Raw genomic sequence first — 13201 nt, 5'->3', positions numbered from 1 at the left:
TCAGGAGATTTCTCCAGGCAACTTTAGTATGACTTCTTAGCATGTCAAAATAGTTTGAACCGGAGTAGCAAGAAAGTTGACACTCCCGTAAAGTGCTTTGTATCTGTAGGTTACAGATTTTTGGCAACGGCAAAATGTTCGCTTATGAACAACGTATGTTGAAAAAGCGGACGATCGCCCGGTACGGGGAAAATAAGCAATTTTTCTTGTGACAGCAGTCCCGAGGCGCATCCCGTAAAACAGGGATTTATGGCGGGGGATGAATAGTTCTCATCCGGGGTGATTAAATTCGGTGATTGTTAACTTAAAAAATTGCCACCAATGAAACAGCACACCTCAAAAAAAATGCAGCTGGGAGTTATTAAAATTGCTAAGCTCAATGCGGCCGCAAATGCTACGCCTGCCCAGCCCAATCAATTATTGAGTAATTCCAGCTGCGGACATATCTGTCCGACTGTTTGCTCTTTAAACTGCACTACGCTGTAGAGCTGTACAGCAGAAAGCAGAAAGCAAAAAGCTATTGTAGCGGATCACCAACGCGATTTAAATATTCGCCAGGATCATCCACTACAATAGCTTTTTGCTTTCTGCTTTCTGCTTTTCTCCTGGTGCTTTCTGCTCTCACAATCAAAATAACATGTAAATTAGTCAAGATGCAACTGGTGTATTGCTATCAAAGCGGGTTACATTTGACTAGCTAGAAAAATTCCACACATGAGCTTTGATCAACTGGTATTGGGAACGGCCGGCATTGGGGGGATCTGGGGAGCGGTAGTACGGGAAGATTCCATACAAACCATTCTCCAGGCGCTGGAAGCTGGTGTTACGGCCATTGATACTGCCCCGGCTTACCGGGATGCAGAAGAGATGGTAGGAGCCGCGCTGCGGCAGTGGGCAGGCCCGCGACCTTTTATCAGTTCCAAAGCGGGGCGTTTACCCGGCAAAACCGCCGAAGACGCCCATTATGATTATAGCCGCTGTGCCATGTGGCGCAGCGTGGAAAATACCCTGCACAAGCTGCAGGTAGATTCCCTGGACCTGCTTTTCCTGCATGATCCCGAAGGCATGTCGGAACTTGAGTTTGCGGCAGCCGTTGCCGTAATGCAGGAGCTGCAGCAACAAAAATATACCCGTGCGCTGGGCATAGGAGGCAATCCTCCGCCTTTTGCCTGGAAATGGTTGCAGCAGGGCATCTTCAGCACCCTGATGGAATTTAACAGGCTCAATGCCATACAAACGCCGGCGCTTCATACTTCCTTATCGGCCTGCGCGCGCGCAGATATCCACTACTATGCCGCCAGCCCATTGTATATGGGGCTGTTGGGCAAGTCGCTGGAAAATTTCAGTACCACGCCACCGGCCTGGTTGCCCGCTGCGGCGGTTGGCAAAGCCCGGCAACTGGCGCTGCTGGCGGAAGAAGCAGGAATAACCCTGCCCACGCTGGCACATCGGTTTTTGCTATCCATACCCAATATATATAAAGTGGTGATCGGTGCCTCCAACCCGGCGGAGCTGACAACCACCCTGCAAGGCTTCGGGGAAGGCCCGCTGCCGGCGCATCTGTATGAAAAAATTTTACAAATCAGTCAGGATAATCAGTAATGAACCAATCTATCTCATACGAAGTATTTAATATCAGGAGCGTCCGCATCCAGGTGCTGGAGCCTGTTCCCGCCGTTACCCCGTTCCAGGATGCCACCATGGGGCCCTTCCTCACATTTGGACTGGCCATGATCATCATCGAAGATGAAAACGGCATTCAGGGAGAAGCCCCGGTTTTTTCCAGTTATACCAATATCCTGGAATCCTGCTTCCTGCCTATCCTGCTACACAGCAGGAATGTGCCTTACAGCGAACTATATACCCGCCTCTACTGGTCGATACGCAATGAGGGCTTCCGTGGCGCAGCTGCCGCCATGCTCGGACAGGTAGACATTGCCCTGCACGACCTGGCTGCACGCCGGGCAGGGAAAACCTTGCACCGGTACCTCGGCGCTACGCGCGATGCCGTGAAAATGTATGGCAGTGGCGGCGGTACCAACTATACATTACAGCAACTGGAAGCGGAAATGCGCGTATTCCTCGATGCAGGGGCAGATTGCTATAAAATGAAGATCGGAAAGGATTTCGGATCGAGGTTAGCCGAAGATGTAGAGCGGGTTAAATTTGCCCGCAGTTTCCTCGGACCAAAGGTAAGGCTGGCCGTAGATGTGAACCAGGTGTGGTCTGCCGAACAGGCGCTCCGCTTCCTGGATGCCACCGCTGACCAGGATCTTGCCTGGCTCGAAGAACCGGTACATTCGGCAGCGGTAGACCAGATACGCGTTTTGTGCTCGCAATCGCCCGTACCTATCGCCTTCGGCGAATCGGAGCGTACTTCCAAAGTATTTCCTACCCTGCTGGAAATGGGGGTCAGGCATTTACAGCCAGTGCCCACACAGATTGCCGGTGTGCGGGAATGGATGGAAGCCCGGGACCTGGCCGCATCGGCCGGGGTAGAATTTTCTTCTGGTGGATACTCTCTGCATACAGCGGGACTCATGACAACGGCCCATCCTGATTGTCACGTAGAATACCTATATTCCATTATGCATGGGTTAGAACAGTATTTTTCCGTGAAACCGGAATGGAAGCAGGGAGCCTTTATACTACCCGATATTCCCGGTATCCCGGTAAGAATAGATTGGGAGTATTGGAACCGTGCCGGCAAGGTGATCCGCAGTGCGCACTGGAATGCCACGGAAGTAAATGCTTACCGGCCCAACGTTACGTTATGATCCATAAAATCTCGATACCTTGCAATTTACGCTAACCACTCCCGATTACGGGGTATTATGCCTGTATTTCATAGCGCTGTTCATGACAGGATTTTACCTGAACAGGTATAACCGCGCTGCCGGACGGGATATATTCCTGGGTGGGCGCTCCCTGCGCTGGTGGCAGATAGGTTTCTCGATGTTTAGCGCCAATGCGGGGCCCTCGATGCTGGTTGGATTTGCCAGCATAGGATTTACCCAGGGCGTGGTAGGCAGTAATTTCGAATGGCTGGCATGGGCATTTCTTTTCCTGTTGTCCATGTTTTTCCTGCCGCATTATATTTCCACGAAAGTATCTACCATGCCACAGTTCCTGCTGGTGCGGTTTGGGAAGCCTTCCTATAATTTCCTGGTGATCTATAGCCTGATATCCATCCTCGTGGTTTGGCTGGGAAGCGCCCTGTATGCAGGGGGACTCATTATTTCACAGGTATTCGACATCTCTTTATTACATGCCGTGCTCACTATTGCGGTGATTGCCTCCAGTTTTACCGCAGTAGGAGGATTAAAGGCCGTGGTAAGAACCGGCATTTTTCAATCGCTCATCATCATCCTTTCTTCTATTATTTTAGGTTGGCTGGCGCTAAAGAAAATTGGCGGAATACAGGCATTTACAAAGGGGGCGCCAGCCGATTACTGGAAGCTTTTCCGCCCGGCTTCAGACCCCCAGTACTCCTGGATAGCCATCCTGCTGGGATACCCGGTGGTGGGCATTTATTACTGGTGCACTGATCAAACCATTGTACAAAAAGTGCTCGCGGCCAAAGATGTGCGGGAAGGGCAATATGGTGCTATTTTTATCTCTTTCCTGAAAATTATCATGCCGTTTATCTTCATATTTCCGGGTATCATGTGTTTTGTATTGTACCGGGATATTGCCCAGCCAGACAATGCCTATATTACGCTGGTTACGCAGGTAATGCCGCATGGCCTGCTGGGTCTCTGTATAGCGGCCCTGATAGCTGCATTGATTGATACGGTTTCTTCGGGACTCAACTCTTTCAGTACGGTGTTTACGTTGGATGTATTGTCGCGTGTCCGGGAAATGGACGACCGTGCCAAAAGACGTACCGGCCAATGGAGTACTTTGCTGGCGGCGGTTTTGGCGGTAGGCGTAGCCTGGCTTTTCTCCTTATCGGGGAAGGGTTTTTTTGAACTGAGCCAGGGATTGGTGTCTATCCTGGCACCACCTTTATCGGTGGTATTTGTTGGAGGCATTTCCTGGAAGCGGGTGAACAAAACGGCGGCGGAAGTAGTGTTGTATGGAGGAGGACTGGTATGCTTGCTGGTAGGGGCCTGCCATGTATTGAATTTTCCGTCGAAGGCTTTCTGGCCTCATTTCCTGTTGCTCTCGTTTTACCTGTTCCTCGCTATGTTGATTGTGCTGATTGGTGTAACGTTATGCACCAAGCCGCCCACCGAAAATGTATTACCCTCTATTGTAGAATCGTGGAAGGAGCGGGCGCCGGGCAGCAGGCGGGTTTGGGTGCTGTGGGCATTACTGGCGCTGGTGATGGGAGCCATCTATATTTACTTTAGTTAAAGATATGCATATGATGAAAATACTTTTGCTGGCAGCAGGTATCCTGTTGGCTGTCAGCTGTAGCGTACATAAATCACATTCAGTAGAGAAGGTATTTGTGGTGAATATTAAGCCGGGAGAAGAAAATCTACAGGCTTATCTCAACTATCACCAGCATATATGGCCGGAAGTAGAAGCGGGATTCAGGAAAGCAGGCTATGAAGACATCCGCCTGTTTCGCAGCGAACATACCGTAGTGATGATCGTAACCGTGCCGGAAGGCGCTGACCTCGATGCCATGGGAAAGAAGGCAGAAGCCTCGCATCCCCGCTGTGCGGAGTGGAATCGGCTGATGGCGGGTTACCAGGAAGGGGTGACCGGTACATCACCGGGACAAACCTGGAGCGCCATGGAACCACTTTACCACTTTAGCGGAAGCCGGTAAGTTATTCGGCGGTACTGTACTGTTTTACAAAATCCCTTGGAGATAAGCCCTTTACTTCTTTGAAGTGTTTATTGAAATTAGACAGGTTGTTATACCCGCTTTGGTAACAGGCTTCTGTAACATTATGTTTCTTCTCGAGCAATAACTTGGCGGCATGGCCTATCCGTACTTCTTTTACAAAGTCGATGAGCGTGCGGTTGGTGCGCGCTTTAAAGTAGCGGCAGAAAGCAGCTGGGGATAACGGTAAAATATCCGCCACCGTTTTCAGGGAGATTTCTTCCTGGAAATTCTTGAAGATATAATCAAATACCTTGTTGATCTTTTGTGCTTCCGTGGAGGAGTCTACCGCGTTGTAATAAGGCGACGACAGCACTTTGCCCTCTTCTGATTGAGCCAGCGTATCCAGTAAATTAAGCATCAATACTACCCGGGTCATACCGGAGGTAAACAGCATTTGCTGCATAAGCATTTTAGCTGTTCTTACTGTGGCGCCGGAGAAAGAAACACCTTTGGCGGCCCGTTCAAACAGCTCGTTCAGTTGGTGCGCTTCCGGTTTATCGAGCAGTTGCTGACCCAGGAAGGTAGGGAAGAAGTGGATCACTGTGGCCTGTGGCGGTATCATGGGATCCAATACCGTATAATATTGCCAGCAATGTGGCAGGTAGCTACCTAATAATACCAGCTCCGTACCTTCAAAATCCTCAATATGATCGCCAATGAAACGCTTACCGGCACAATTCTCAATTAAGGCAATTTCGAAGTTGATATGCGACTTTAGCGCGGTATATTTCTTTATCTCCAGTATTTCAGACCGGATGGTAAAAGATTGATCTGGAGGAAATGTAAAATTCTCGTATATGTATTGCATAGATAACGCGCTTTGTTCACCTGTAGGCCCCAATGAGATAAAAGTACTCATTTTAAATGAAAGCAGCACAATTGCAAAAAAAGCATAGCTAATAGTCAATTTCGGGGTGGCTGGCGCGTGAATATTATTGGAATTTTAAGGCAGCAAAGTATAATGCTTTTTGCAAATATAAAATCCCGTGATGATCATCTTTCAAAATACAGGTAAGTACTTGTTCAACTGTTATCAGCCGCCGGTGGCCGATTATAACCGGCGTATATTGTGCACAATCGCCAAGGTGGCCCCGGCTATTTTTAATGTATGAAAAGCGGCTATAGGCATGGCAGCACGGGAAACAGGATCTGATAAAATACAGCTCGAGTCTGTGAGCATCATCACTACACAAGTAGAAAAATTATAAGCACAACATATGAAGAGAGGCGGCATCGCCCTGTGGCTGCTGGCGGCGACAAGTATCGTTCACCAGGTGAAGGGGCAGGCACAGGCAAAAGATTTATTGCGGGCATTACAAGGCGGCATTCATGTGTCGTTACAACAATACCAGGGCGACTCCCTGATGCATCAATGGACATTTGATGGAAATACGCTCACCAACACCCAGGGCCGGTGGCAGCTGGAATGGCAGCAATCGGCCATACCGGGAAGTACTGCCGGCCAGGAAATTACGCTCACCTGCAAGCTGTTGGAGGGCACGGCGCCATCCACCGCGGTGGCAGTTGACTTTGGCTTTGGACACTGGCAACGGGAAAATTATGTGATGGTGCCGGCTATCGTGTATAATGGCAACCGCTACCGGGCTATCGGTAATGGCTATAACCCCGATTATCCGAAAGACATGTATTACAATCCGGCAGTACCCATTACTATTTCCAATAACCCCCGTTTGTCGGTCAGCGCTGCCGGGCCGTCTGGCCTGGAATTAAGTACCACCAATACTTCTGTGCCGGCTATGAGCTTCTATGCACCTGCTGCGAAGAAAGGATGGATGGTACTAACGGAGCAGGCTACACGTTACGGCAATAGTGGCCTGAACATCCGGGAAAACGATAGCCGCGATAGCTGCACTTTTACTATTACAGCGCCGGCCATGCGTAAGATGGCCGCAGGTTTTGGGGATTTTCATCCCAGCGGCGACCAGGCGCCCGACTGGCATGCAGGGAATGAGGTCACGATCAGGTTCCGGGTATATACTTTTTCTGCCAGCGGCATCCCCGACCTGCTGAAACAATTTATGACCTTGCGTAAATCACTGGCAGGTCCCAATCATCCGCGTAACCTGGTGCCCATGAGTAAGCTGGCAGCACTGGGAACGGATATCTGCCGGAATAATTTCGTGGAAACAAAAGCGGGCAGTTACTACCTGCCGGAAAATAGCCGGAATTTCCAGTTGGGATGGGTAAGCGGTATGATCAACACCTTCCCTATGCTGGCGCTTAACGATGAAAAAGAACGCGCTCGCGTAGCACGCGAATTGGATTTCATTACTTTCCGTATGCAAGGGAAGAGTGGTTTCTTCTATGGATTTATCAGTGAAGCGGGAGCGCTCGGTACAGAAAAAGGCTCTTCTGATTTTCCTGCCTTGCAGGCCATGGTCCGGAAAAACGGGGATGTGCTGTTTTGGTTAATGAAGCATTTACTACTGCTGAAAGCGCAGGGGCATGCACAAACGATTCATCCTGAATGGGAAGCGGCTGCGCAGAAACTGGCAGCAGCCTTTGTGCAGAACTGGCAGCGCTATGGTGAATTTGGACAATATATTGTACCGGAAACGGGAGAAATTTCCGTTTTTAATTCCAGCGCCGGCGCCATTGTTCCGGCGGGACTGGCACTGGCAGCAGATTATTTCCACCGGCCGGAGTGGCTGCGTACCGCGGAGGCAGCAACTACCTTTTATTACCAGCGTGATATCGTAACACGCGGCTTTACCAGTGGCGCCTGTGGTGATATTTCGCAGGATGCTGATTCGGAAACTGCCTTTGGATTCCTGGAATCGCTCATGGCGCTCTATCAATATACGAAACAACCGGTTTGGCTGGAACGGGCAAAAGTACAGGCGGCTCTTTGCGCTAGCTGGACAATGGCCTATGATCCTGTTTTCCCGCCAGGCAGCGAAATCGGGAAACTGCAATGCCATATGGCCGGCGCCGTATGGGCCAGCAGCCAGAATAAACATGCCGCCCCCGGCATTTGTACCTCGTCGGCCGATTACCTGTTTAAATTATACCGGGCTACCGGCGACGAACGTTATGCGGCATTGATCCGCGATATACAACATGCGCATACCGAAGCGGTAAATATGCCCGGGCATATCACCACTAACTACCTGATCGGATCCAGCATGGAGCGCATCCAATTGAGCGACGCAGAAGGCAAGGGAAGTATCGGTAATTTTATACATACCCGCAATTCGTGGACAGAAACCAACGGCATCCTGATGGCGATGGAATTACCTGGTATTTATGTGCAGCCAGGTGAAGGAAAGTTATTTGTATTTGATCATATCACCGCAACACCAATCGGGGAAGACAAAGGCGTTGTTACATTACGTCTTTCCAATACTACCGCCTATGATGCTGCTGTAGCGGTAATGGCAGAATCGACGGAGGCTGCGAAGAAGCCGCTGGGCTACACTGCCTTCCTGCATTGGCCGAAAGTGGCCGTAGCTGCCGGGGCAACAGTGAATATAAAAGTGGCTAAAAATGGTGAAGTAACGGTATTGTAAGCATAAAGCAAAAGCTTAAAGCAAAAAGCTATTGTGGAGAAGAACGTAGCGAATTTTAAATACTCGCTACGTTCTTCTCCACAATAGCTTTTTGCTTTAAGCTTTATGCTCCTACTGCACATCTATTTTCGTTTCCAGGCTGTCTTGCAGGGTGGTACGAAGATTAGAGAGGAGGTTATAACCGGTAACGTTTTCGATATCGCGTACAGTGGTTTTGTATTGGGTCCAGTCGGTGTTGATGCTATTGTTATTGGGCGTATTTACCGCAATAACCCGGGTAGCACCGTTGATGCGGCTCAGGTCATTGTTACCGGCGGGCAGTACTACGATCACTTTCCAGATATTGGCCGGTACGGTTACATGGCCATTGTCGATGGTGTTGGTAACGCCGCCCAGGGAGCCGGTACCGCCTTGTCCGTAGGAACCATCGATTACATATACTTCGTTGCCGGCGTTTACGAGGTCGCGGGTATAATTTTCGAGGTTAGCCCAGGTTTTCTGGTTGTTATTGGGTGCCTGGGGCATCATGTTGGTCATCAGGAACGTAGCGGAATTGGCATCAGTGGTGGAGGTTCTGTCGCCTGACGGGCAGTTGTGTCCGCGGTCGAACCCGGAGCCGGTATAGCTGCTGTTTTGCACCTGGTACCAGCCGGCGGGCAAATCGGTATCGGCCCGGAAGTCGTTGCTCCGGGAAACGCTTCCCAGATCGGATGCCTGTATGTGCCAGCTCACCCAGTTAGGGGTACCACGGCTACGGCTATATGATAAGCTGTAGTAAGTTTTTACCATCAGGTAGTTGTTTTCCGACGAAATATCGGCCAGGGCGTTGCTCGGGTTTCCCAGCAGCATATTGTTATCATCGCCCGGGGTGGTGCCACCACCGGTACCGCCGCCACTACTGCTGCCGGAAATGAGGGTAATGTCGTCGATGTTGATACGGTTGCTGCTGCCGGAAGTCTTGCGGATGGAGATGCGCAGGCTGCCGGTCGCCGAAAAGCTAAAGGTGGCTGTTTGCAGGCTGCCAGAGGTTGTAATGGTATTGCCTTGTTGCGTCCAGGTTTGGCCATTGTCGGCAGATATCCACAATTGCCAGGTACTGTTGGCATCTGTGCCATAGGTACCATGTTTTACGGTAACGGTTACCGTACCGGAGGCATTGGTGCTGAAGTTGGTCGTAACGCTACCGGTATTCCGGATGCGGATGGATTTGGAACCATTTTTCAGATCGGCTGCTAACGTGCCGATAAGCGCATCGTCGAGTGTCCAGGAGCCGCTGGCCAGCGATACGCTGCCGGCAGCGTAAGCAGTTTTAGTGCCGGATTCAACATCTTCGCTGAAGAGGGTAACAGATTCTGTGGTAACGTTGCTGGGTTTTTGGATGTCCTGGGGCCTGATATCTGCCTCTTTTTTACAGGCAGTAAACAGGAAGGCTCCCAGGCAAATGACAAGGCATTGCCTGATAAGTGCTTTCATGATGAGGATTTACGGGTGTACGTGATATGGGTTATGATTCTATCGCTGTGGTTATTAATGCAACGCAGCTGTTGTCTGGCTGATGGCAAACAATGTACACGGGAATGTTGGTATCTCCTTCTACACGGAATACCTGGATACGACTAAAATGTTCCTGCAGGAATTGATACAGTGCGGCGAATTTTTGTGCGTTGGCGACCATCGCTGTGTCGTTTGGATCGGCGATACGGGTTACCGCATTAAAAAAGTCTGCTGTGTTTACGGGGGTTAATGCGTTAGCAGCCACCTGGTGGATGCCGGCAATTTTTACCCGTACATCGTTGTCGTTCAACTGGCCCCATTGCTCAATGGTAAGCGGGTACTCAGATTCGCTGAAATAAAGTAGGCCCTCGGTTTTGTTGCTTAGGTTTTCCAGTAACATTTGCGCTTGCATGATGTGAAGTTAGGAGAATTAACCAAATGTTTTTATCATGATCATATTGGTAACAATACTTTAATGTAACCCCAACCAGGAAGGATAAAGAAAAGATATGCTGTTATTATGAGATAACTAATCTACCGGATGGCGTATATTTATAGTACCGTGTACCGCCATTTGTTCATTAAATAAGCTATCGCATGCTGCAGCAGAAAGGTTTAATGGAAGTTAGCCTGAAGAAAGATAAGATCCCGTCTAAAGATCAATACCCGTTTAATATTCCCGCCCTCCGGAATTTTTCTTCCATGAAATTTCATCCTAAGGTGACTTACCTGTCGGGCGAAAATGGGATGGGAAAGTCTACCCTGATAGAAGCCATTGCAGTAGCTTGCGGATTCAATCCTGAAGGAGGTTCCCGGAATTTTACCTTTGCTACCCATAACTCCCATTCGGTACTGCACCAATATCTGACGGTGGCCAGGGGTGCTGTAAAGCCACAGGATGGTTACTTCCTGAGAAGTGAAAGTTTTTTTAATGTGGCTACCAATATTCACGAGTTGGACAAAGAAGGAGGGGGAGGAAAGATTATTGATGCTTATGGCGGCGTACCATTGCATGAGCAGTCCCATGGCGAATCCTTCTGGGCGCTGTTTACACATCGTTTTGGCGGCAATGGATTGTATATCCTGGATGAACCGGAAGCAGCGCTTTCTCCATCCCGGCAAATGGCCATGCTTGCCCGGATGCATGATTTGGTGGAGCAGCAGTCGCAGTTTATCATTGCCACGCATTCTCCCATCGTAATGGCCTATCCTCATGCCATCATCTACGAATTAACTGAAAACGGTATTAAGAAGACCCGCTATGCGGAAACGGAAAATTATAAAGTTTCTCACCAGTTTATCAATAACTATGAAAATCTCCTGAAAATCCTGATGGGGGAGGAATAGGAGGAATACAAACAGTAAAATTGAGGGTATATGATCCGACCTTTTAAACCAACAGATGAAGGCGCGTTAATCGGTATCTTCCAACTAAACGTGCCACAGTATTTTGATCCCAGGGAAATAGAAGACTTCCGGCAATACTTAGCCCGGCATAGCGACACCTATCTCACTATCGAACATGACGGGAAGATTGCAGGTGGCGCCGGGTATTACATCAATAGCCTCCATCACTCCGGGAGTATTACGTGGATCTTCTTTCATCCGGATGCGGCGGGTCGTGGACTGGGAAAGGAGGTAGTTGCCTACTGTATAAAAATCTTTAACGCAGATCCGGGCATAGAAAAGCTGGTAGTAACAACATCTCAACTAGCCTGGAAATTCTTCGAAAAATGTGGTTACCAGTTGGTCCGTACAGAAAAGGATTATTGGGGAAAGGGACTCGACTTATACCTGATGGAGCGGGATAATACGCCATTTGAGGAGGGGCGCCAGGAATAGGCAGCCGCCTATTCCTGGTTGATTAGTTGGCCCTATTCTACATCTATTTTTACATTTGTTTTAGCCTTGCAATTGGCACTCATCGTCATACCGGAAACACCGAATTCAAACTGGAACTGGATATCAGAATTAGATTGTTCGGCTGTTTTTTTGTCGATATCAAAGATCATGGCGCCGGTGCCGGTACCAACACCTTTGCCCTTGTTGGCGTCCTGGGTACTCATATCCATGGTAATGTTCTGTTTCAGGTCGAATATGGCTTTGTTGCCCCTGATTTCTTTCAGGGTATACTTTGTAAGTAATGTCATTTTCATATCTGCCTGTGGTATGGGGAGATTCATGGGCACTTCCTGGTCGAAGGAGTCGCCGATTTTTAGTTCATTCTCCGGGAACTTGATGCTGGCCTGTATGCCGTTAATCATTTGACAGAGGGCCGCTTTCAGTGCTTCATCAGATACTCCTTTAATGGTATCAATGGTAATTTTTCCGTCTCCAATAGTAGTGCCTTCTATGACGGCATTGGCAAATGGGTTAGCATTTTGGGTGTTTTCCTGGCCGTTAACAGACTGGGTAATGCTTAAACTATCATAAGTGATCGTCAGCGGTATTTTTTTATCTGCCCGCACCGCGCCGGTCTTTGTGGTGGTGGTTACATTCTGGTTCATTTGCATCATAACGGGCAGCTTCATGCCGCCGGCGGTTATCTGGGCTATCATAGCCGAATCGCCTTTCACCATCATCTCCATGTCTGTCAGGTTAGTCATGGTGGTTTTGTAAGTCTTGTTCGGGGCCAGCGCTACTTTAAACAATACCTTTTTCTGGGCATAGGTGAGCTGGGATAAGCCGCCCAGGAGCAGCAGCAAAAACAAACGATAGTAATTCATTGCTATATAGATTTTCTCAAAGATGAAGAATTGTTTGGGATTTTCAGGAAAATCCTTTTCAGGCAGGTAAATGCCTCTCCTACAACGGTTTTTATCAAGGAGGGTCCATCCGGCCGTGAGGTTGGCCCCAATCCGCAGATACGCTTCCCCCTTTTTATTTGGGGGGCGGAGGCTGCCAACGTAGGTATATTCTCTTATTCAACTTATAATCAGCATACTATGAGAAGCAGATTCATTGCCATATTCATTCATGGTATAGTATTTATGATACTTCAGTATATGCCCTTACAACATGATAGCCGAACCGCACTCTGGGGCCTGAATAAAGCTGCCGATCACCCCGGGGAGAATGCTGTGCTGGCTGAACCTGGATCCTGTACAGTATGGATTGCGAACTATTTTTCCTGTGCACTCACTACAGGTATTAGTTATGATCTGCTGAATGTAGCAAAGACAAGGTTGGCTGTAGGTGGGCAATTTGGCGTATTCTTTAATGAAAGGTCCTTGTGTGACTTTTACGGAAAGCATCCATTGGGCCATGGAGATTTATCTCCGGCTGTATCCCGGATTAATGAAGATGAGTAAAAATCACTAGTATGCCGTTACGC

At 49.0% G+C, this 13201-nt stretch carries 13 protein-coding genes; 9 read left to right on the top strand and 4 right to left on the bottom strand.

Translation table 11 applies throughout. From position 1 onward, the window contains the following. Nucleotides 1–321: 321 nt before the first annotated feature. The 5 genes from FHW36_RS30640 (at nucleotide 322) to FHW36_RS28525 (ending at nucleotide 4783) form a co-directional block, all read left to right on the top strand. Entirely contained in the window at nucleotides 322–486 is a 165-nt protein-coding gene (locus FHW36_RS30640; RefSeq protein ID WP_168767565.1) for a hypothetical protein, read from the top strand. A gap of 228 nt (nucleotides 487–714) precedes the next feature. Continuing rightward, a complete protein-coding gene (locus FHW36_RS28540; protein WP_145674598.1) occupies nucleotides 715–1602 on the top strand; it encodes an aldo/keto reductase in 888 nt (295 codons plus the stop codon). Beyond that, on the top strand, nucleotides 1602–2777 hold the full coding sequence (locus FHW36_RS28535; RefSeq protein ID WP_145674596.1) for a mandelate racemase/muconate lactonizing enzyme family protein: 1176 nt from the start codon (nucleotides 1602–1604) through the stop codon (nucleotides 2775–2777). The genes FHW36_RS28540 and FHW36_RS28535 overlap by 1 nt, the downstream gene beginning before the upstream one ends. A gap of 19 nt (nucleotides 2778–2796) precedes the next feature. Then, nucleotides 2797–4359: a sodium:solute symporter family transporter gene (locus FHW36_RS28530; RefSeq protein WP_145674594.1), complete on the top strand. Its 1563-nt coding sequence runs from the start codon at nucleotides 2797–2799 to the stop codon at nucleotides 4357–4359. A 10-nt stretch (nucleotides 4360–4369) separates the two neighbouring features. Then, nucleotides 4370–4783 (top strand): L-rhamnose mutarotase, encoded by a 414-nt coding sequence (locus tag FHW36_RS28525; RefSeq protein WP_186452656.1) that lies wholly within the window; start codon nucleotides 4370–4372, stop codon nucleotides 4781–4783. A 1-nt stretch (nucleotide 4784) separates the two neighbouring features. Here FHW36_RS28525 and FHW36_RS28520 read toward each other — a convergent pair whose 3' ends face one another. Then, complete coding sequence (locus tag FHW36_RS28520) at nucleotides 4785–5651, bottom strand: AraC family transcriptional regulator (RefSeq protein ID WP_186452655.1); 867 nt, start codon at nucleotides 5649–5651, stop codon at nucleotides 4785–4787. Nucleotides 5652–6060: 409 nt separating this feature from the next. Between FHW36_RS28520 and FHW36_RS28515 the strand changes: the two genes are divergently transcribed. Beyond that, nucleotides 6061–8373: a glycoside hydrolase family protein gene (locus FHW36_RS28515; protein ID WP_145674588.1), complete on the top strand. Its 2313-nt coding sequence runs from the start codon at nucleotides 6061–6063 to the stop codon at nucleotides 8371–8373. 111 nt (nucleotides 8374–8484) lie between these two features. Here FHW36_RS28515 and FHW36_RS28510 read toward each other — a convergent pair whose 3' ends face one another. After that, entirely contained in the window at nucleotides 8485–9846 is a 1362-nt protein-coding gene (locus FHW36_RS28510; RefSeq protein ID WP_145674586.1) for a DNA/RNA non-specific endonuclease, read from the bottom strand. A gap of 31 nt (nucleotides 9847–9877) precedes the next feature. After that, nucleotides 9878–10279 (bottom strand): nuclease A inhibitor family protein, encoded by a 402-nt coding sequence (locus tag FHW36_RS28505; protein ID WP_145674584.1) that lies wholly within the window; start codon nucleotides 10277–10279, stop codon nucleotides 9878–9880. 185 nt (nucleotides 10280–10464) lie between these two features. Between FHW36_RS28505 and FHW36_RS28500 the strand changes: the two genes are divergently transcribed. Further along, the gene (locus tag FHW36_RS28500; RefSeq protein ID WP_145674582.1) at nucleotides 10465–11214 is read left to right on the top strand and encodes an AAA family ATPase; all 750 of its coding nucleotides are present in this window, start codon (nucleotides 10465–10467) and stop codon (nucleotides 11212–11214) included. 30 nt (nucleotides 11215–11244) lie between these two features. Beyond that, nucleotides 11245–11709 (top strand): GNAT family N-acetyltransferase, encoded by a 465-nt coding sequence (locus FHW36_RS28495; protein ID WP_145674580.1) that lies wholly within the window; start codon nucleotides 11245–11247, stop codon nucleotides 11707–11709. Between the two features lie 32 nt (nucleotides 11710–11741). Here the strand turns inward: FHW36_RS28495 and FHW36_RS28490 are convergent, their stop codons facing one another. Continuing rightward, nucleotides 11742–12593, bottom strand: a complete 852-nt coding sequence (locus FHW36_RS28490; protein WP_145674579.1) for a DUF6263 family protein — start codon at nucleotides 12591–12593, stop codon at nucleotides 11742–11744. Nucleotides 12594–12812: 219 nt separating this feature from the next. Here FHW36_RS28490 and FHW36_RS28485 point away from each other — a divergent pair, with 219 nt between their 5' ends. Then, nucleotides 12813–13178: a hypothetical protein gene (locus FHW36_RS28485; RefSeq protein ID WP_145674577.1), complete on the top strand. Its 366-nt coding sequence runs from the start codon at nucleotides 12813–12815 to the stop codon at nucleotides 13176–13178. Nucleotides 13179–13201 lie beyond the last annotated feature (23 nt).

The organism is Chitinophaga polysaccharea (assembly GCF_007829335.1).
Taxonomy (GTDB): domain Bacteria; phylum Bacteroidota; class Bacteroidia; order Chitinophagales; family Chitinophagaceae; genus Chitinophaga; species Chitinophaga polysaccharea_B.
This window is presented reverse-complemented; position numbering and strand designations above follow the sequence as displayed.